The sequence below is a fragment of the Cobetia sp. 5-11-6-3 genome, from assembly GCF_013374055.1.
GTDB classification, from domain to species: Bacteria; Pseudomonadota; Gammaproteobacteria; order Pseudomonadales; family Halomonadaceae; genus Cobetia; species Cobetia marina.
In genome coordinates this window covers 181,694-202,297 of sequence record NZ_BLWJ01000002.1, presented here as the reverse complement: position 1 = coordinate 202,297, position 20,604 = coordinate 181,694, and the positions used below count along the sequence as shown (strand labels likewise).

Annotated in this window: 17 protein-coding genes; 3 read left to right on the top strand and 14 right to left on the bottom strand. The window is 64.3% G+C overall.

The window, feature by feature from the left end:
* Window position 1: 1 nt before the first annotated feature.
* From ligA to ccmA, 12 genes are all read right to left on the bottom strand, one after another.
* A complete protein-coding gene (ligA, locus tag HXS66_RS04845) occupies window positions 2-2,122 on the bottom strand; it encodes an NAD-dependent DNA ligase LigA (RefSeq protein ID WP_255303117.1) in 2,121 nt (706 codons plus the stop codon).
* Between the two features lie 421 nt (window positions 2,123-2,543).
* Window positions 2,544-3,803, bottom strand: coding sequence for a cell division protein ZipA C-terminal FtsZ-binding domain-containing protein (locus HXS66_RS04840; protein ID WP_176502978.1), 1,260 nt, complete (start codon window positions 3,801-3,803; stop codon window positions 2,544-2,546).
* Window positions 3,804-4,062: 259 nt separating this feature from the next.
* Window positions 4,063-7,581, bottom strand: coding sequence for a chromosome segregation protein SMC (gene smc / locus HXS66_RS04835; protein WP_176502977.1), 3,519 nt, complete (start codon window positions 7,579-7,581; stop codon window positions 4,063-4,065).
* A 250-nt stretch (window positions 7,582-7,831) separates the two neighbouring features.
* Complete coding sequence (ccmI, locus tag HXS66_RS04830) at window positions 7,832-9,169, bottom strand: c-type cytochrome biogenesis protein CcmI (protein WP_176502976.1); 1,338 nt, start codon at window positions 9,167-9,169, stop codon at window positions 7,832-7,834.
* Complete coding sequence (locus HXS66_RS04825) at window positions 9,166-9,699, bottom strand: cytochrome c-type biogenesis protein (protein ID WP_103751472.1); 534 nt, start codon at window positions 9,697-9,699, stop codon at window positions 9,166-9,168. Before HXS66_RS04825 ends, ccmI begins: the two co-directional genes overlap by 4 nt.
* Window positions 9,696-10,265 carry a DsbE family thiol:disulfide interchange protein gene (locus HXS66_RS04820; RefSeq protein ID WP_077378937.1) on the bottom strand — a complete coding sequence of 190 codons (570 nt, stop codon included), beginning with the start codon at window positions 10,263-10,265 and terminating at the stop codon, window positions 9,696-9,698. Before HXS66_RS04820 ends, HXS66_RS04825 begins: the two co-directional genes overlap by 4 nt.
* Window positions 10,262-12,262 carry a heme lyase CcmF/NrfE family subunit gene (locus tag HXS66_RS04815; protein WP_304363341.1) on the bottom strand — a complete coding sequence of 667 codons (2,001 nt, stop codon included), beginning with the start codon at window positions 12,260-12,262 and terminating at the stop codon, window positions 10,262-10,264. Before HXS66_RS04815 ends, HXS66_RS04820 begins: the two co-directional genes overlap by 4 nt.
* Window positions 12,262-12,759 (bottom strand): cytochrome c maturation protein CcmE, encoded by a 498-nt coding sequence (gene ccmE, locus HXS66_RS04810; protein ID WP_084209386.1) that lies wholly within the window; start codon window positions 12,757-12,759, stop codon window positions 12,262-12,264. The genes HXS66_RS04815 and ccmE overlap by 1 nt, the downstream gene beginning before the upstream one ends.
* Before the next feature lie 81 nt (window positions 12,760-12,840).
* Window positions 12,841-13,035, bottom strand: coding sequence for a heme exporter protein CcmD (gene ccmD / locus HXS66_RS04805; protein WP_077378928.1), 195 nt, complete (start codon window positions 13,033-13,035; stop codon window positions 12,841-12,843).
* Window positions 13,035-13,832 carry a heme ABC transporter permease gene (locus HXS66_RS04800; protein ID WP_176503073.1) on the bottom strand — a complete coding sequence of 266 codons (798 nt, stop codon included), beginning with the start codon at window positions 13,830-13,832 and terminating at the stop codon, window positions 13,035-13,037. Before HXS66_RS04800 ends, ccmD begins: the two co-directional genes overlap by 1 nt.
* Before the next feature lie 150 nt (window positions 13,833-13,982).
* A complete protein-coding gene (ccmB, locus tag HXS66_RS04795; protein ID WP_077378925.1) occupies window positions 13,983-14,705 on the bottom strand; it encodes a heme exporter protein CcmB in 723 nt (240 codons plus the stop codon).
* Window positions 14,702-15,415 (bottom strand): cytochrome c biogenesis heme-transporting ATPase CcmA, encoded by a 714-nt coding sequence (ccmA, locus tag HXS66_RS04790; protein WP_176502975.1) that lies wholly within the window; start codon window positions 15,413-15,415, stop codon window positions 14,702-14,704. The genes ccmB and ccmA overlap by 4 nt, the downstream gene beginning before the upstream one ends.
* A 478-nt stretch (window positions 15,416-15,893) precedes the next feature.
* On the opposite strand from ccmA, the gene HXS66_RS04785 reads away from it, so the two are divergent.
* Window positions 15,894-16,370: a LexA family transcriptional regulator gene (locus HXS66_RS04785; RefSeq protein ID WP_077378921.1), complete on the top strand. Its 477-nt coding sequence runs from the start codon at window positions 15,894-15,896 to the stop codon at window positions 16,368-16,370.
* A gap of 26 nt (window positions 16,371-16,396) precedes the next feature.
* Window positions 16,397-17,023 (top strand): YigZ family protein, encoded by a 627-nt coding sequence (locus HXS66_RS04780; RefSeq protein WP_176502974.1) that lies wholly within the window; start codon window positions 16,397-16,399, stop codon window positions 17,021-17,023.
* Between the two features lie 142 nt (window positions 17,024-17,165).
* On the opposite strand, the gene HXS66_RS04775 is transcribed toward HXS66_RS04780, so the two are convergent.
* Both HXS66_RS04775 and HXS66_RS04770 read right to left on the bottom strand, forming a co-directional pair.
* On the bottom strand, window positions 17,166-17,786 hold the full coding sequence (locus tag HXS66_RS04775) for an FMN-dependent NADH-azoreductase (protein ID WP_084209388.1): 621 nt from the start codon (window positions 17,784-17,786) through the stop codon (window positions 17,166-17,168).
* A gap of 164 nt (window positions 17,787-17,950) precedes the next feature.
* Window positions 17,951-18,973: an MliC family protein gene (locus HXS66_RS04770; RefSeq protein ID WP_176502973.1), complete on the bottom strand. Its 1,023-nt coding sequence runs from the start codon at window positions 18,971-18,973 to the stop codon at window positions 17,951-17,953.
* Window positions 18,974-19,510: 537 nt separating this feature from the next.
* Between HXS66_RS04770 and HXS66_RS04765 the strand changes: the two genes are divergently transcribed.
* The gene (locus HXS66_RS04765; protein WP_077378906.1) at window positions 19,511-20,422 is read left to right on the top strand and encodes a LysR family transcriptional regulator; all 912 of its coding nucleotides are present in this window, start codon (window positions 19,511-19,513) and stop codon (window positions 20,420-20,422) included.
* Window positions 20,423-20,604: the final 182 nt, after the last annotated feature.

Sequence of the window (20,604 nt, the reverse complement as noted above, 5' to 3'; positions counted from 1 at the left end):
CTCATGCATCCTCTCCTGCGCTGTCTTGCGCATCGGCTTTCTGCGCGTCCGAATCTGAGCCTGAATCTGAATCTGAGCCTGAAACTGAGTCGGTGCCGGCTTCCCACTCGGCCAGACGCGCCACGAAGGCCGCTTCATCCAGCACCGTGAGCCCCAGCTGCATGGCTTTCTCGAGCTTGCTGCCCGCCGCCTCCCCGGCGACGACACCAGCGGTCTTCTTCGAGACACTGCCCGCCACCTTGGCGCCCAGCGCCTGCAGGCGCGCCTTGCCTTCATCACGCGTCATGCTGTCGAGACTCCCCGTCAGCACCCAGGTCTGGCCTGCCAGCGGCTGGGGCCGCTCGCCGATCTCGACCTCTTCCCAGCGCAGACCACAGGCGAGCAACGCTTCCAGCGTCTCGTTGTTGGTCGCTTGCTGGAAGAAGGTATGGACATGCGCCGCGACGATGGGGCCGACATCTTCCACGGCTTCCAGCGCGGGTTGATCCGCCGCGCGCAGCGCCTCAAGCGTACCGAAGTGCGTGGCCAGATTCGCCGCGGTGGCTTCGCCGACTTCGCGGATACCGAGGGCATAGATGAAGCGCGCCAGGGTGGTGTGGCGGCTCTTGTCCAGCGAGGCGACCAGATTGGCGGCGGACTTCTCGCCCATGCGCGGCAGCTCGGCGAGCGTGGCAGCGTCGAGATGGAACAGATCCGCCGGCGTCTTGACCAGCTCACGTTCGATCAGCTGCTCGATCAGCTTCTCGCCGAGGCCATCGACATCCAGCGCCTTGCGGCTGGAGAAGTGCTTGAGGGCTTCCTTGCGCTGGGCGGCGCAGATCAGTCCGCCCGCGCAGCGTGCCACCACCTCGCCTTCAAGGCGCTCGATCTCGGAGCCACACACCGGGCAGCCGTCCGGCAGCACGATGGCTTCACGGCTGGCACCTTCGCTGGCGACCCGCACCACCTGCGGGATGACATCGCCGGCCCGCCGGATGATCACGCTGTCGCCGATCTGCACGCCGAGACGTTCCACCTCATCCATGTTGTGCAGCGTGGCATTGGAGACCACCACCCCGGCGACCTGCACCGGTGCCAGCCGGGCGACCGGTGTCAGCGCGCCTGTCCGTCCGACCTGGAAATCGACGCCTTCCAGAGTGGTTTCCTGCTCCTGCGCGGGATACTTGAAGGCGATGGCCCAACGCGGCGCGCGCGCCACGAAGCCCAGCTCGCGCTGCAGACGCAACGCATCCAGCTTGATGACCGCGCCATCGATGTCGTGATCAAGCCCTTCGCGCTGCTCACCGAGACGGCGGGTGTACTCGATGATGCCTTGGGCGCCGCGCACCACCTCAAGCTGCGGGCTGGTGCGAAAGCCATAGTCATTGAGCAGCGCCATCAGGCTGGAATGATTCTGACCGACCTCCGTGGCCAGCAGCGCCTCATCGAGGCGCGCGACCTGATAGGCACAGAACTCCAGCGGGCGCGAGGCAGCGATGCTGGAATCCAGCTGACGCAGACTGCCGGCGGCGGCATTGCGCGGATTGGCGAACACCTTGCCATCCTCGTCGCGGCCGCGCGCATTCAGCGCCTCGAAGCCGGCGTGACTCATGTAGACCTCGCCGCGCACTTCAAGCAGCGCCGGCAGATCCCCCCCCCGCAGCCTGAGCGGGATCGAGCGGATGGTGCGCAGATTGGTGGTGATGCCTTCCCCGGTACGTCCATCGCCGCGCGTCACGCCCTGCACCAGCACGCCATTCTCGTAGATGAGCGACACGGCCAGGCCATCGAGCTTGGGTTCACAGCAGAAGCTCAATGCCTCGCCTGCGTCTTCCGCATCGCCCAACTCCAGGGTTTTCGCCGCACGCTGCACGAAGGCACGCAGCTCATCGTCATCGAAGGCATTGTTGAGCGACAGCATCGGTACCGCATGCTGCACTTCCTCGAAACCGCTGGCCGGTGCGGCCCCGACACGCTGGGTGGGGGACTCCGACGTGATCAGCTGGGGGTAGTCGGCTTCCAGTGCCTCGAGACGGCGCAGGCGCGTGTCGTAGTCGGCATCGGTCAGCGTCGGGTCATCCAGCACGTAATAGCGGTGGCTGGCCTCGAGCAGCTCGCGATGCAGCTGCGCGACCTCCTCCATGACCTTGACAGGCACACCTTCCACCGCGGCCGGGGCAGCGGACTGAGGAACGCTCGAGGCGCTGGAATCATCGGCAGGGGCCGAAAACAGATCATCCTGGGCTGACATGACACTCACTCGAAACGGTGGCCTCATCAGCAGCGCCCAAAGGGCTGCGCTGATCGACCGGAAAGCGGGTGGCGACAGGTCCTCCGGCCTGAATCGCAGGGCCGGAGGATCGCCATGATGCCGTCATTGTACTCAAAGCGCTCGATGGACCCCACTCCCGGCTGAGAGGAAAGGCCGCAGATGACACATGGCATCAGGCGCTTCAGAACGAGGACGGAGAATCGCATGAACCACAAACGCCAACGGCGACCCGAAGGTCGCCGTTGGCGTTTGTGGCATGACGGACCCACTCTGAGAATGGCTCGCGAGTCGATCAGTTGGCCTGGTAGCGATGCAGACGATTGCGACGCTCGAACTCGTGCACCTGCTGGCGCTTGAACTCGATGGTCTGGGCCGTCATCACGCTGTGGTTCTCGTCCTTGAGCTCACCGCCCAGGCGACGCACCAGCAGCATGGCGATCTCGACCATGGTCTCGAAGGCGGCAGAAGTGTCGTCCGCGCCCGGCAGCGGCATCAGGAAGGTGACGCCATCCAGCTGACTGTCCACCATCTCGGCCGGCGCGAAGATCCCCGGCTTGACCACGTTGGCCATCGCGAACTGCAAGGGACTGTCGTCATCATCTTCCTCATGGCGCAGGAACAGCCCCATCTCGGAATGGCGCAGACCACAGGCCAGCGAGATGCCCAGCACGTCTTCACCGCTGAAGCCTTCCTCGCCACGCGCCATCACCGAGATGATGATGACTTCACTGGCATCAGCCAGGGTGTCACGGGCGAGCTGGTCATCGACCTGATTGCGCTCGGCACGCAGCACCAGCGGATGGCGATCATCCTCGGAGACTGTCGTGTCGGCTGCAGGCACGGCGGCCGCTTCCAGCGAAGGTTCCTTGCGCTCGGAAGCCGCGTGCTCGTCATCGGCCTGCTGGCCAGCGGAGGACGCTTCGGCCTTCACATCCTGACCTTCCTCGATCTCGGCCATCGGCTCGAGATCATCAGCCTGGGTGGAGGAGACGCTGATGCTGTCGTCATCGGCGGTGATCACCGGCTTCTCATGGAAGTCCTCTTCGCGCGCCGTCTCTGACTGCTCGCTGGAGGCGGTGCCGAGCACAGGCTCGCGATGCGCCTCGTCATGCTCGTCGTCGCGCCGCGCGCCCAGACTGGCGGTCACGTCGCGCATCGACTGGCTGGCACGCGCCCCGAAGGCCGCCGCACGCTCGCCGAAGCCCTTGCGCTCCGGCGCTTCACGGCGCTCCATGGGCTGTGCCGGACGACTCGGTTGAGTCACCCGTGAGGCCTTGATGCCATGGGCATTGTCGAGCACGGCATCCTGCTCCGCCTCGGCCTGCGCTTCGGCATCGCCAACCACCCGGTAGCCGCCATTCGGCAGCTCCCAGTTGTCACGTTCTTCCTCTTCTTCCACCGCGGAAACACCCGCCTCTTCGGTGGAATCTTCCGTACCCGCTCGATCCAGTCGGGGTACTCGACGTTGACGTTGGAGCCTGCGCACACCGTCAACGACGATGATTGCGACCAGCACCAACCCCAACAAGATGAGCCACTCTCTCAATTCCATGGGTCATTAGCCTGTTTGCTTGGGCACCATGCACGTGAACAGCATAGCGCGATTGCAGAAAAAGGGGACATTTTTCGAATGTCAATCCTGTGGTGGTGACCTGCGCAATCGCCCTTCAATTATCCCTGACTGACACTATGACGCAAACTCGTAGTGCTTTCGATCTCTATGTGCAACACGATTTTGCCAACTTGGCCGCAAAGACGGCCGCTGGCTACCGCGCACAAGGATGACCTTGGCCTCCTGCACGGCTTTTCACTCACGCTTCAGCCAGTACCGCCGCTTCTTCGATCCCTACAGAGACAAGACGCGAGACGCCCGGTTCCTGCATGGTGACGCCCATCAACCGATCCGCCGCCTCCATGGCGATCTTGTTATGGGTGATATAGATGAACTGTACGCTTTCCGACATCTCTTTCACCAGCCTTGCATAACGCCCGACGTTGGCATCATCCAGCGGCGCATCCACCTCATCGAGCATGCAGAACGGGGCCGGATTGAGCTGGAAGATGGCGAAGACCAGCGCCAGCGCCGTCAGAGCCTTCTCCCCGCCTGACAGAAGATGAATGGTCGAGTTTTTCTTGCCCGGCGGGCGTGCCATGATCGCCACGCCCGTCTCGAGCAAATCATCGCCTGTCAGTGTCAACCACGCGGTTCCGCCACCGAAGATCTTCGGGAAAAGCGTCTGGATTCCGGCGTTGACCTTGTCGAAGGTGTCCTTGAAACGCACCCGCGTTTCCTGATCTATCTTGCGTATCGCACGCTCAAGGGTCTCCAGCGCCTCGGCCAGCTCCGCATGCTGGGCTTCCAGGTAGTTGCGACGCTCGGCCTGCTGGTCGTACTCCTCGATGGCGGCCAGGTTGATGGCCCCCAGCCGCTTGATGCGCTCACCGACCTGCTCCAGATTGTGGCTCCAGGCCGATTCGGTGGCGTTCGGGTCCAGCTCGTCCTCCAGCAGCGTGATCGCCGCCTCGTCATAGCCCAGCTCCAGCAGCTGCTCATCCTGCGCATCCGCTTTCAAGGTCAGGGCCTGCACCTGCATGCGCCCTTCCTCGAGGCGCTGACGAATGCCCTCGAGATTGCGTTCATGGGTCTGGCGCGACTGTTCCGCCTGACGCATCTGTTCGACCAATTCATGAGTCTTGTCACGACAGGCATTCAGCTTGGTTTCCTGATAGAGGCGTGTCTCGAGCAACATCTCGAGCTGTTCGCGCTCTTCTTCCTGCGGCAGCGAGGCTTCTTCACGGCTGGCCTCGAGCAGCTCGATGCGCTCGGCGAGCTTCTCGCGCTGCTCGACGGCCCGCATGCGCTGGCCCTGCATGCCATCGCGCTCTGTCACCAGGCGCTGACGTTCCATGTCGAGACGGCTGACCTGCTCCCGCGCGGGCGCCAACTGGGCACGCAGCCCGGCCAGCGCCTCCTGATGCTCGCGCCGTGAGCGCTCCAGCGACTCACGCGACTGGGCATTGTTCTCCACTGCCTCCAGCGCCTGCTGCCAGCGCTCGCGCGCCTCCTCAAGCGTCAGAGCATGATTCTCGCGGGTCTCCGCCAGCTGCTCGAGCTCTTCCTCAAGCTCACGGGCACGGCCATCGACGTGCTCGAGTCGGCTGGCGAGCCCCGCCTCCTTGAGGCTCAGCTCACGCTGACGCTCGCCAAGCTCCCGCTCTTCGACCCGCAGATGCTCGAGCTGTTGCTCGGCGCCGGCAATCTGTTCATCAGCGGCAGCCAGCCGCGCCTCGATATCGTCGAGTCGCGACTCCAGCGCTTCCAGTTCCAGCACGACCTGCTCGAGACGCGCGCGCTGGCCGATCACGCTGTCGGCACGCTCGCCCGCTATCTGACGCCGACTCCAGCCACGTCCCAACCACAGGCCGTCCGGTGTCAGCACACTTTCATGGGCGGCCAGCGAATCGCGCCGGCCCCAGGCGGCGGCCTGTGACTCGACACAGTGAATGCTGGATAGCCAGCCCGTCAGCGCCGGGGCACCGCTGATCCGCGCCGCCAGCGTGCCTTCAGGGGCCGTGGCATTCGTCTCCCCGGCAGCATCGACCAGCAACAGCTCGCCTCCGGGCAACTCACTCATCAGGGCAGCCGTCGCATCCGACTCTGCACGGGACATGCGTGCCTTGAGGAAGGGCCCCAGCACCCAGGCACTGACGGACTCCCAGCCCTCGGCGACCTCGAGCCCCTCGGCCAGCGCCGGGGCCTGCGCGAGACCATGTCGGTCCAGATGTGTCGCCAGGCTGTCATCGTCATCACGCAGCGCGGCATCGATCAGCGCCTGAAGCGAGGCCTGCTCGCCCTGCAGCACGTTGCGACGCTGGCGCAGTTGGTCACGCTCACCGTCCAGCGCCAGACGATGCGTCTGTGCCTGCTCACGGGATTCACTGGCCTGCTCGCGGCGCGACTCCAGCGATTCGCTGCCGAGCGTCAGCTCGTCGAGCTGCTCGCGCAGTTCCTCACGGCTTTCGCGCAGTTCGGCGACATCCGGCAACTCCGCCAGCTGCTGACGACGGCGCTCGCGCTGAATCTCGGCGTCACGAATGGCATTCTCGATGCGCTGGATCTCGCTCTGGGCACGCTCGGCCCCGCGCTGGGATTCGTTGTCGGCCTGGCTGAAGCGCTCCCACTCGCTCTGGCTGTCTTGGCGGCGCTCCTCGGCCTCTTCCAGCGAAAGCTCGAGGCCTTCCAGCGTCTCACGCGCCAGCTCCAGTTCCGGCGCGATATCTTCCAGACGTGCCTCGATCATCTCGAGACGCTCACCGTCCTCGCCCTCGACGCGCTGGATGTCGCTCAGCTCTCGCCGCGCGATCTCGAGATCCGCCGCCAGCTGCTGCTCACGGGTTCGGGCGTGCTCGAGACTCTGCTCGAGACGGGCGATCTGGGCTCCGGTCTCATAGAAGGCGGCCTGATGCGTTTCCAGCTCACCGGCCAGCTCGTCGTGCTGATAGCGCTGCTCTTCCAGCTGGCTCTCGCACTGACGCTGACCGAGAATCTCGCGCTCGACACCGGTTTCCAGCTCCGCGACACGTGACTGCTGCTCACGCTGCTGCGCGCGCAGGCCACGCCGACGCAGCACGGCCAGCTCGCCCTTGAGGCGGTATTCATCCTGCTTGAGGGTCTGGTAGCGCTTGGCGGCTTCGGCCTGACGCTTGAGGCGCTCGAGCTGCTTGTCGAGTTCCTCGCGCAGATCATCCAGGCGTTCCATGTTCTCCTGGGTGCGCTTCATGCGGTTCTCGGTCTCGCGGCGGCGCTCCTTGTACTTGGAGATGCCGGCGGCTTCCTCGAGGGTGCTGCGCAGATCATCCGGGCGCGCCTCGATCAGCTGCGAGATCATGCCCTGACCGATGATGGAGTAGGAACGCGGGCCGAGCCCGGTGCCGAGGAAGACATCGGAGATGTCACGTCGGCGACATTTCTGGCCATTGAGGAAGTAGCCGGACTGGCCGTCACGCGTTACCAGACGCTTGACGGCGATCTCGGCGTACTCGGACCAGGCGCCACCGAGGCTGCCGTCGGCATTGTCGAAGGTCAGCTCGATGGAGGCCTGCCCCACCGGCTTGCGACCGGTGGAGCCATTGAAGATGACGTCCGTCATCGACTCGCCGCGCAGGTTCTTGGCGCTGGACTCGCCCATGACCCAGCGCACAGCATCGATGACGTTGGATTTCCCGCAGCCGTTGGGGCCGAGAATCGCCGTCATATTGCTGTCGAAGGGCACGGTGACCGGATCGACGAAGGATTTGAAGCCGACCAGCTTGATCGATTTGAGCCGCATTGCGCCTGGCGCGTCCTTGAGTCTGGAGGAAGAAGAGCTGAAGCAGGAAAACCTGAACCGCCGCGGTCTCTCAGGTCTCCCGGTGGAGAGCCCGCGCCGCTGCAGGGTAAACATGTCCTAACGACGAAACAGCCGCTCATCGAGGGCGTTTCGAAAAACCAGCGCGCAGTCTACCCAAAAGCGGCGATGGCCCCAACCGGCGCAATGATGATCCACGTGATCAGATCGTCGAGTCGGGGCACATCGCGACTCACCGTGCGACGCGGTGATCGATACGCAGCATCAGCGGTGCGTCCGCAGCCTCGTGGCTGACATCAGCATCGGCCTCGGTGCTGCGAGTAACGATGACATTCTCGAGCTTGCCTTCAAGGTCCCCCGACTGCGCCACCGGCTGACCGGAAGCGGAGATGCGCGCGACGAGAGTGACGCGCTCCGCCATCGAGAGCCGCGCCATCGGGGCCATGGCATCATCATCCGAGAGCGTGACCGTCAGCGGCAGCGTGTCTGCGGTGGTACGCACCACCGCCAGCGGCGGCAACTTGCCTTCGGCATCACGCGCCACGATGAACAGGGTCGCCTCGTCAGCACTCACCGGCATCGCCGCCAGCTGCGCCTCGAGTGCGGGGTCCAGCGACACCTTGAGCGTCAGACGTGCAGTGCCTGCCTGACTGTCCTGAGCAGCAGCCGTTGCCGGGCTGTCCAGCGCCACCGAGGCATCGACTTCACCGGCACTCGCCATGCGCTGACGCGCGGCCGCGATGCCTTCACGCAGGGCCTTGGCGGCATCGGGGTTCTCGAAACCGGCAATCGCCTTGCGCCAGTAGTCGATGGCCTCGGGATAGCGGGCTTGCTCGAACGCCTCGATCCCCAACAGGCCGAGCACGGTGGGCTGACGCGGGTCGGCTGCCAGCACCTCGTCGACCAGCCCCTGCACCTCATCGGTCAGCGTGCGCTGCGCGGCGAAGAACTTGAGCTGCGCCAGCTGCGCGACCAGCGCGGGCACCCGACCTTCGAGCGCGATCAACGCCTCGAGAGACTGCATCGCTTCATCGAGGCGTCCGGCATCACGATAGAGCGGAAACAGCGCCATCCACACCTTGGCGTTATCCGGCTGTGCCTCGGCCTCGGCACGCAGACGCGCGATGCGCGCATTGAAGCTGGCGGCATCATGGATCGGCGTGGCGGCAATCGCCTGCGCCAGCGCCAGATCGCCGCTCGCCCCTTCGCGCTGATACCAGTAGAGCGAGCCCGCCACCATCGCCACCAGCAACACGGGCACCAGCACACGACCACTGCCGGCCGCCTTGAGCGGGGAGCGCCTCAAAGCCTCGGCATCTTCCAGCAGACTGCGTTCCAGCTCGACACGCCCTTCCGCCAGCGCCGTGTCATCCAGCTCGCCGCGCGCATGGCCGCGCTCCAGTGAGGCCAGTCGACGTCGATAGACACGCACGTTCTCGGCGCCGAGGCTGTCGTTGTCCTCGAAGGCCTGCTGGGCGGCATGCACGCGGCGCGCGCGGCGCAGCGGCAGCAACAGCAGCCAACCGGCGGGAAGCAGCAGCACGGCGATCGCCAGCCATAACAGAATCATGAGCGCTCCTTGGCGTCTTGCGGTGCATTGCCGGCATCGCGATGCCTGTCGAGCAGCGCCGACAGGCGTGCCTGCTCATCATCGTCCAGCGCACGCACCCGCGCCCGTCGCCGAGCCCGCACGATCAAGGCCACGATGAGCAGTCCGAGCGCGATCAGGGCCGCCGGGCCGCCCCACAACAGCCAGGTACGCCCATCGAGGCGCGGATTGTAGAGCACGTACTCGCCGAAACGCGCGACCATGAAATTCTGGATCTCGCTGTCACTGCGACCGTCATTGAGCAGATCCGCCACGTTCTGGCGCATGTCACCGGCGATGGGGGAATCCGAGTCACCGATCGCCTGGTTCTGACACTTGGGGCAGCGCAGCGCGGCCGTCAGGCTGTCGTAGCGCTTCTGCAGCACAGGATTGTCGAACTGATGCACCTCGATGGCAGCCTGCGCCTTGCCAGCCGCCAGCCACGAGAGAAACAGCAGCACGACCAGCGCCTGCACCAGCGGGATGGCGACACTCTTGAGCACGGACTTCATGAGCTGGCCTCCTCGCCGGCGGCACCAGTCGCAGGTTTCGCGATCCGCTCCAGTGTCGGCAGGATGACATCACGGACATCCTCGGGGCGGATGTAGCCGGTGTGGTGATAGCGGATCACGCCCTCGGCATCGACGAGGAAGGTTTCCGGTGCTCCATAGACGCCGAGATCAAACCCCAGGGTGCCGTCCGGGTCGAAGAGATTGACGCTGAACGGGTCACCGAATTCCTCCAGGAACTGCCGGCCCTTGGCACGCGTGTCCTTGTAGTCGACCCCGACCATGTGCACACCGCGATTCGCGAGATCCAGCAGCTGCGGCATCTCGTGCTTGCAGGTCGGGCACCACTCGCCCCAGACGTTGACGAGGCTGACCTGGCCCTTGAGCAGCGAGGCATCGAGGCTTGCCTGCGGGTCACCCAGGGTACTGAGCGAGAATGCGGGGAAGGGGCGCGACAGCAGCGCGGAATCCCGTGCGTAGGGGTCATCATCGAGGCGCTGATAGAGAAAAGCGCCCAGCCCCACCACGACCACCAACGGCAAGAACAGCACCAGACGACGAAGATTCATGGGTGAGCCTCCTGCGTGGTGAGTGAGGGATTGTCGCTCACCGCCCTGGCCTCGACACGCCGGCGATAACGGCGATCCAGCACGGCGATCACACCGCCCGCGCCCATCAGCAAGGCGCCCAGCCACAGCCAGCGCACGAAGGGTTTGACCTGGATGCGTACTGCCCAGCTATCGTCATCGAGCTTCTCGCCCATGGCGACGTAGAGGTCACGCGTGAAGCCGGCATCCAGCGCGGTTTCGGTCATCGGCATGCCGCTGGCCAGGAACAGGCGCTTCTCGGGATGCAGCGTCGTCACCGCCTCGCCATCACGACTGACCTCCACCGTGGCGCGGTCGGACAGGTAGTTGGGACCGCGATATTCGCCAAGCTCGGTCATGCGGAACTGATAGCCGCCCACGCTGACTTCCTTGCCCTGCACCATGCGCACGCTCTCGGCGACCTCGGTATTGGAGACCAGCGTCACGCCGACGATGGTCACCGCCAGGCCCAGATGCGCCAGCTGCATGCCCCAGTAGCTGGGCGTGAGGCGCTTGAGACCCGCCAAGCGCCCTGCCCTGGAGGCACTCTTGTCCCACAGGTCGCGCAGCAGCGGCAGCACCACCCACAGCGCGATGACCAGCCCGAGCGCCACCGAGAGACTCCACTCGATATCCAGCAACAGTGGCAGCAGCCCGCCGATGATGAGTGCCGCGCCGCCGGAAAGTGCCAGACGGCGTGCAAGCTCGCGCCCCGGCATCTGCTTCCAGCGCGAGGCCGGCCCGAGCCCCATGAAGGCACACAGCAGCGTGGTCAGCGGCACGAACAGCGCATTGAAGTACGGCGGGCCCACCGAGATCTTGCCCAGCCCCAGCGAATCCAGCACCAGCGGATAGAGAGTGCCCAGCAGCACGGTGACCATCATCACCAGCAGCACGAGGTTGTTGACCAGCAGGAAGGCATCCCGCGACAGCCAGTGGAAGCCGAGCGTCGAGCGCACGCGCGGTGCGCGCAGCGCGAACAGCAACAGCGAGCCACCGACGGTGATACCGAGCAGCACGAGGATGAACAGGCCACGGTCCGGGTCACTGGCGAAGGCGTGCACCGAGGTCAGCACGCCGGAGCGCACCAGGAAGGTCCCCAGCAGTGACAGCGAGAAGGCGAAGATCGACAGCAGCACCGTCCAGCTCTTGAAGGCACCGCGCTTCTCGGTGACCGCCAGTGAGTGGATCAGGGCGGTCCCGGCCAGCCACGGCATCAGGGAGGCGTTCTCCACCGGGTCCCAGAACCACCAGCCGCCCCAGCCCAGCTCGTAGTAGGCCCACCAGCTGCCCAGCGCGATGCCGACGGTCAGGAACGCCCAGGCGATGTTGGTCCAGGGGCGCGCCCAGCGTGCCCAGGCCGCATCGAGGCGCCCGCCCAGCAGGGCCGCCATCGCGAACGAGAATGCCACCGAGAAACCGACATAGCCCATGTAGAGCATCGGCGGATGGATGATCAGCCCGATGTCCTGCAACAGCGGATTGAGATCCGCGCCATCTGCCGGCATGTCCGGCAGCAGACGTGCGAAGGGATTGGAGGTCAGCAGCACGAAGGCCATGAAGCCGGTGGAGATCAATCCCATGATGCCCAGTACCCGCGCCAGCATGTCGCGCGGCAGATCGCGCGCACCCAGCGAGACGGCAAAGCCCCAGCCCGCCAGTATCAGGCTCCACAGCAGCACCGAACCCTCGTGACTGCCCCACACGGCACTGAACTTGAAGTACCACGGCAGCTGGCTGTTGGAGTTGTTGGCGATGTAGGCGACGCTGAAATCATCCAGCAGGAAGCTCGCGGTCAGGCAGGCATAGGCGATCAGCACGAACAGGAACTGCCCCCAGGCCATCGGCTGGGCGAAGCTCATCCACAGCGGGCGACGCGTGGCGGCTCCCGCCAGCGGCACCACCGCCTGCACGCAGGCCAGACAGGCCCCCAGAATCAGCGCGAAATGGCCGATTTCCGGCAACAGTTGCGTCAACATCACTGCGCCTCCTGAGGTGTTTTCTCTGTCATCCCGGTGTCTATCCTGTCACCCGTCCTGTTGCCAGAGACATCACGTCCGGACGCCTTGAGAGCCTCGGATACCTCCGGCGGCATGTACTTCTCGTCATGCTTGGCGAGCACTTCGCTGGCCTCGAGATGCTCACCATCGAAGGTGCCCATCACCACCACGCCCTGCCCTTCACGGAACAGGTCCGGCAGGATGCCCTGATAATGCACCGTCACGTCATGATCGAAATCGGTGACGGTGAAGATGGCATCCAGCGTCTCGTTGTCACGCCTGACACTGCCATCGCGCACCATGCCGCCTGCGCGAATCTGACGCCCCTGGGGCGCCTCGCCACTGGCGATCTGGGTCGGGGTGTAGAAGGCATTGATGTTGGCGCGCAGGGCATAGAGCGTGAGGCCCACCGCGAGGGCGGCCAGCAGCACGATGGCCGTGACGAGATACAGGCGCTGCTTGCGTTTGGGGGTCATGGTCAGGGCTCGATCAGGGCAAGGGACGATCATGCCTCTCGCGACCAGCGGGACGACTGGCACGGGAGGTCGAGAATGGATTCAGGAACGGGCGGATTCCCGACGCAGGCGGCGGCGGATATCGGCCTCCACCGCGCGACGGGACAGCCGCGTGGCGATCACCAGCCCCGCGAGGCATGCCGCCGTCAGCCCCCAGGCGGACCACACGTAGAGGGCGTGCCCTCCCATGGCGAAGAACTCGCTGACACTCGAGAAGGCGACATCGGGCAAGCTCATCAGTGATCACCCTCTGTGGAAACGGGGCCTGCAGGCGAATTCTGGCCGGGGCGTGAGTCCGAGTGCGGGCTCAGCAGGTCACGCACCCATTGCTTGCGACTCTCACGCCTCAGCACCTCGACCCGCGTGCGCATCAGTACCAGCGCACCGAACAGGGCGTAGAAGCCGATGACCATCAGCAGCAGCGGAATCCACATGCTGGCCGGCATCGGCGGTGCTTCACTCAGCGTGAAGGTGGCAGGTTGATGCAGTGTGCTCCACCAATCCACCGAATACTTGATGATCGGGATATTGACCATGCCGACCAGCGCCAGAATCGAGGCGGCACGCGAGCCGCTGTCACGACTGGCGAAGGAACCACGCAGCACGATCACGCCCAGATACAGGAACAGCTGGATCAGCATCGACGTCAGCCGGGCATCCCAGATCCACCAGGTGCCCCAGGTGGGAATGCCCCATACCGAGCCGGAAAACAGCGCCAGCGCCGTCATAAAGGCGCCGACGGGAGCGGCCGCCGTGGCGACCATGTCCGCCAGCTTGATCTTCCAGACAAGGTAGATGAGTGCGCATACCGCCAGCAGCATGAAGCAGGACTGGGCGAGAATCGCCGCCGGCACATGCACGTAGATGATGCGGAAGCTGTTGCCCTGCTGGTAATCCGCCGGCGCGAAGGCCAGCCCCCACGCACTGCCGGCCACCAGCGTGAGGATCGCCACGGCCCACAGCCACGGCAGCCAGCGCTGGCTGGCCGCGAAGAAGGTCGCCGGTGTGCCCAAGCGATGCAGCCATGGCCACAGCCCGCCCTTGCGCGGGCGAACCTTGCGAGCAGGCGCTTGATGAGAGTCGGAATCGGCGTTCACACGAGCCTCTTGTCAGGGGCGAAAGGATATCTGGCGAAGTACTGGCGGCACTCAGGCCACCCCCTGCCAGCCGGCAGGGAGCAGGGACTAGCCATTGATGCTCAACCTCAGACCGGCGGCGATGGCAAGCGGCGCCAGCAACAGTGCCAGCGCCAGCATCGCACCCAGCATGGCCAGGTGGGCGGCGCTGGGCATGCCGGTGACGGCGCTCTGCACCGCGCCGGCGCCGAAGATCAGCACGGGAATGTACAGCGGCAGGATGATCAGCGAGAGCAGCACGCCGCCGCGCCGCAGCCCGACCGTCAGCGCCGCGCCGATCGCGCCGATCAGCGACAGGCTCAGACTGCCCAGCGCCAGCGAGGCGATCAGCACGCCAAAGGCGCCACTCGGCAGCCCCAGCATCACGCCCAGCAGCGGCGCCATCAGCGCCAGCGGCAGACCGGTCAACAGCCAGTGCCCCGCCACCTTGGCCAGCACCAGCAATGGCAACGGCTGGGGTGTCAGCAGCAGTTGCTCAAGGCTACCGTCGTCGAGGTCCTGCCGGAACAGCCCCTCAAGTGACAGCAACGTGGCCAGCAAGGCCGCCACCCACAGCAGCCCCGGCGCCAGTGTCGCCAGCAGCGCCTTGTCCGGCGAGATCCCCAGCGGAAACAGCGTGATCACCAGGGCGAAGAATACCAGCGGGTTGATCAGCTCACTGCGCCGGCGCAACGCCTGACGCAGGTCGCGTCGAAGTGTCGCCTTGAGTGCTCCACCCAACGAGCAGGCAACGGGAGACTCGGACAATGGTGTCAGAGGATCATGTCTCATGCCCAGGCGCCCTCCCTCGACTCCGCGCCAGCGCGTTCTCCAAGACCTATTCGGCGCAATCGCGAGACATCCGAGAAGCGATGGTGGGTCGTCATCACCACGCTGCCACCCCGCTCGGCATGCGCCAGCAGCAGCGCCTCCAGCGCCTGGACGCCATCGATGTCGATGGCGGTGAAGGGCTCGTCGAGCACCCACAGTCGACGCGGTGTCAGATGCAATCGCGCCAGGGCGATGCGCCGCTGCTGACCAGCCGACAGCTGCTGGGCCGGGACATCCTCGAAGCCGGCAAGCCCCACGGCGTCCAGCGCTGCCCAGGCGAGCGAGCGTCGCTCCGCGGCGTTTCGAGAAGATGCGGCGTCACCGAGCGCCTGATACCAGGCAAGATTCTCCAATGCCGTCAGCGTGCCCTTGATGCCGGGCTGGTGCCCCAGATAGAGCAGTGATCCCAGAAAGTCGTCGCGCACCCGCGAGGCAGGCTGCCCCTGCCAGAGCACTTCACCTTCGTGATCATGGAACTGCCCGGACAGAATCTTGAGCAGGGTGGTCTTGCCACTGCCATTGGGGCCTTCGATCTGCAGGATCTCGCCCGCCGCGAGGCTGAAGTCGAGCGCCTGGAACAGCCAGCGCTCATCGCGCTCACACCCAAGCGCCCGTACCGCCAGCAAGGGCGGCACGCAACGGGCTTCATCGCTGACTGGCTGGATCGACATCCCGACATCTCGCGGCTGGTCAGTCGCGGAGCGCGACATCAGAGGCTGGTCCCGAGGGATCCAATCGCGTCATTCTACGAGCTGAAGCCGGCACTGACCACCGGTCGCCCGAATGACGCGACCCGCACGTGTCGAGCCTTGCCCGGGAGTCAAGTTCTCGCGCGCTCCATCAGCAAAGCATGGTGCACATTCATACGACACACCCATCGCCTGATTGGCATCGACGACCGACTCACCCCTTGCCACCTCGCGCTGGCTTGCTATGATGCAGACACTGTATACAAAAACAGTACTCATACAGTATCGTCATCGCATGCCTGGCATTGCCCGGGCAGCAGACCGAACGGGTCGGCTCTCATCGCGTTGTCATCATGTTCGCAGAGCCTATCAGGCCGCAGATGAACTCAGCCTGACGACCTTTCACGCTGCATCGCAGGTCGGCTCCCTCTGCCGACCGCACAGCATCAGGGGATAGCTCATGTCACGTCTTCACGCTCCACACTACCTTCAGCGCCTTCACAATCTGCCGCTCAATGACGAGGCCTGGCAGGAAATCACTGCCAGCGACATGATGGATATCCCGTTGCTCGGCAACATCACCGCCGGCATGCCCATCGAAGCCATCGCCGACTGCGGCACGATCGCCGTGCCGACGCGCATGGTGCGACGCAATACCTACGCCCTGCGCGTTCGCGGCCACTCGATGATCAACTGCAACATCCATGATGGCGACATCATCATCATCGAGCGCAGTGAAAGTGCCGAGAACGGTGAGACCGCCGTGGTGATGATCAACCAGCAGGAAGTGACGCTGAAGAAGCTGTATATCGAGAAGAGCGGTGTACGCCTGCAACCGGCCAACGACAGCATGGCCCCCATCTACCTCAAGAATGCCGATATCGAAGTGCTGGGCATGGTGATGGGTGTCGTACGCGGCAACGCCGTCACTCATTGAGGGCGACGCTTTGCTAAGATGGCACGATGAGCTATCAGATACCTGCACTGGCGCCAGAGGCGCATCACGAGCACAGCATCGAGATCGAGAAGAGCCGCTTCATCGCCTGGCTGGCCCACGCTCCGACACCAGACGCCATGACGCGGCTGCTGGAACAGGCGCATCTCGCCCATCCCAATGCATGTCATCACTGCACGGCATTCATCGCGGGTGCGCCGAATGAGCAGAATGCCATCGGCTTCTCCGATGACGGAGAGCCGGGCGGTACCGCCGGCAGGCCGATGTATCAGGTACTGGAAGGCAGCGGCGTGGGACAGATCGCATGCGTGGTGATCCGCTACTTCGGCGGCATCAAGCTGGGCACCGGTGGTCTGGCTCGTGCGTACAGTCGTGCCGTGCTCGACGCCCTCGAGCGACTGCCCACCACCACCTTCACGCCGCGTACACCCAGACGCCTCAAGGTCGGATTCGCTCATGAGGCCGACGTGCGTCACTGGCTGAACGGCTACGATGTACCGGTGGATGCCAGCGACTATGCCGCCGATGGCGTGGTGTTGACGGCCGGCTGGCCGCAAGGCGGCGCTCAGCCACCGCTGGAAGAACTGCATGCGCGCCTCAAGGGCGCACTGGAAGTGCTCGAAGACCAAGGCTGAGCGTTTCCAGCCACTGTCTCCTCCCCCAGTGACCTCTGCTTCCCGATAGCACAAACGCCACCGCCGCTCCTCTCAGAGCGGCGGTGGCGTTTTCATTCATCATGCTCAACCAATGTGACTCAGCTACGGCAGATACACCGGGTCAGAGAGCATCCACGTAGTTGGCGATGCCTGTCCTGGCCTCTGACAGAGCTCCCACCTTTTGCTCATCGCCCATGTTGAGGCCTTCAGCGTATACGAAGTGCTGATCCGTGATGCCCATCAGCCCAAGCATGGATGTGAGATGCGGCGTCTGGGAGTCCAGGTCACTGCCCGCATACATCCCGCCACGTGCTGCCAGCACCAGTGCCTGCTTGCCTTCCAGCAGACCTACCGGCCCCTTCTCGGTATAGCGGAAGGTCTCGCCGGCACGCAGCACCCGGTCGAACCACGCCTTCATCTGGGTCGGCAGGCCCAGATTGTAGAGCGGTGCCGCGATGACCAGCAGGTCAGCCGCTCTCAGCTCGGCCAGGAAACCATCGGACAGCTCGGCGAGCTTGCGTTGCTCGGCGCTTCGCTCATCCGCCGGCGTCATCCATGCCTGCATCTCGGCGGCGCCCAGGTGCGGAAGGTCGCGCTCGACCAGATCATGATGCGTCAACTGATGCTCGTGACCGGACGCCTGCAAGGCATCCACGAACGCGGAAGCCAGTTCACGAGAGTTGCCTTTTTCTCCGAACAGGGAAGATGAGACCAGCAGAACATTGAGCGGTGTGGCAGACATGGCAGGTTCTCCGCAGACAGAAAGGACGATTTCCCATCACGAGCCAGGCTTGGCACCCGTTGCCCGTGATGGAGAGCTGCCCGCCATGATAGATGAACTCCGTGGCACGAAAAGCGATAAAGATCGCACCAACCATTCGAAAAAATCGACGAAAAAACGTCATGTCAGGGGAGGTATGCCTCTCCACAGCCACTCAGATCTCGAGATTCTCCTCCTTTTCGCGTCAGAGTCAGCTCGGAGGTCAGCGGATACGGGGTACCTTGCATGGTGTCGAAGCAGGCACCCGGCGTCAGGCTCAGTTTCAGCCACCCCCTGCCGACTGAAGCGCGCGGCAAGCGCGCCGACAGCACCTTGCCATGCTTGCCGTCGTCATTGACCCGATAGGGTAACGTCAACTGACTGAGCGACGATGACTCCTGCTCCTGCTTGCCGCTCTCGTTCCCGGCAACGCCAGAGCTGCTGTCATCGGTGCCTGTAGCGTCCTGCGACACCCGCGCCTTGCCTTGCACGGCACCCAACAGGTCGGGCGATGCCGTCACCGTCATCCGGTTATGCGCTCGATCCAGACTGATACGCCACTCAGGCTCGTGACCCTGTGCCACCAGCAGCGGCTGGTCATCGGGGATCTGGATGGTGCGCTGATCATCCTGAACGCACTCAAGATTGCCGCGCGCATTGTGCAGCGTGGCTTCCCGCCCCTTGAACCAGACTTCCAGTTCACGGGCTCCCCCCTCGGCCTGTTGACGCTGCCGCTCGGAGACCGGGGCGTCATTGGCCCGATAACGGGCGCCGGAAGCACTCACCACATGCCCCAGGGCGTAGGCATGCTGACGCGACCATAGCCGCAGCCAGCCTTCAGCAGTCGCCTCCTGAGGGGTGTCCTTCGCCACAGAGACGGGAGGCCTGCCCCTCGCGTCCTGTCCATCACTGAAGGCCATCAACAGATCCTGCGCCGGCGTACAGCGCCAGACCTGATACTCGCTGGCCCCCCGAGGCGGCAGGAAGGTCGCGGGCAATGTCACCGCCGGCGCTTGACCCAGCGACTCGGCACTGGGTGCCCTGGGCTTGACTGGTTTCGTGGCAGGACGCACTTCAGGAATCTTCAGCGGTGCCGGCATCACCTGCGCACTCGGCGCATCACGCGATTCATCCGACAGCATGGAGCAGCCACTCAGCAGCGCCATCATCGACACGCACAGGAGATTGGCCGAGGCGCCTGTCGAGATACCTGTCGCAGTGCATGTCGAGATAGTGGCCACCTGACGCCCGCCACGACGAGGCGAGACATCTGGCGCCGAACAGGCAGCGGCCCTCGTATGATCCGGGCGCGAGTGAAACGGAAACATGAAAAGCCCTCCCTGGGCATGCCTGACGACAGAACGTAACGCACCGCACTCCGCTGGAGGCGGCGACACAGCGTGATTTCAAGGCGTAGAGAGCAACGCCATCCTGGCGCATGAAGAAAGTCTATCAAGCGCAGCCAGCCTTGTGGGCCTCGATTCACGGCAATTCCCATGAGGTGCCGTCATCGTGAAGACACTGGCACTGCCTGCATGAGATGCCTCCCTCTGCGATGGCCATGCCGAGATCCATCAGGCTCAGGGGGAATGCCCAACGGAGCTCATTGACGCTTCCTCGCGCAGCAGCGATTGACCTGCGCAGCACTTCGCCCAAGAATTGAATGAAAATGAACTGTTCACTCATCCAAATGAGCAAAACTCATCATGCTCGAACTACGCCATCTCCGCACGCTGCTGGCACTGCGTGATGCCGGCTCGCTGGTCGAGGCTGCCGAGCGCATCCACCTCACCCAGTCCGCCCTCTCACATCAACTGAAGGACCTGGAAGAGCGCCTGGGCACGCCGCTGTTCATTCGCAAGACGCGCCCGGTCGAGTTCACCCGTGCAGGGCAACGCCTGCTGTCACTGGCAGAACAGGTACTGCCGCAATTTCGCATGGCAGAGCGTGACATCGCGCGCATGGCAGGCAGTGAGCAAGGACGGCTGCATATGGCCATCGAATGCCACAGCTGCTTCCAATGGCTGATGCCGACGGTGGATCGCTTCCGGGATCACTGGCCGGAGATCGAGGTCGACATTCCTTCGGGCCATAGCTTCTCTCCCCTCCAGGCGCTGGGTCGCGAGCAGCTGGACCTGGTCATCACGGCCAATCCGGTGGAGATGACCGGTATCCAGTACCTGCCGCTGTTCCGCTACGAAGTCATGCTGGCCGTGGCACGCCAGCATGCACTGGCTCTCAAGGGCCGTGTGGAACCGGAAGACCTGCGGGAAGAAGTGCTGATCATCTACCCTGTCGAGCATGACCGGCTGGACGTGTTCACCCAGTTCCTCGAACCCGCCAACATCAGCCCTCGCGAGATCCGCCATGCCGAGATGACGGTCATGATGATGCAGCTTGTCGCCAGCGGTCGCGGCGTGACGGCACTGCCCAACTGGGCATTGGCCGAATACCTGACCCGCGATTATGTTCGTGGCCTGCCTCTGGGCGACGGAATCTGGGCGACGCTCTATGCCGCGGTGCGAGAGGATCTGCTGGGCACTCCCTGGATGGATGATTTCCTGCGCACTGCCCGCGAGACCTCCTTTGAGGTGCTCAGCGGCGTGAAGCCAGCCTGAGCCAATGCCCCAGGGCATCTCCGGACAACCACTTGAATGACAAGAGCCCCGTCCCACTGCGCTTCTCGTGCAATGGGACGGGGCTCTTGTTCATGGCATGCCTCTGCGGGGCGTACCAGGTCACCGATACTGCATTTTTTCACGCACACAAACAGAAGCGCCCCAGCATGAGCTGGGGCGCT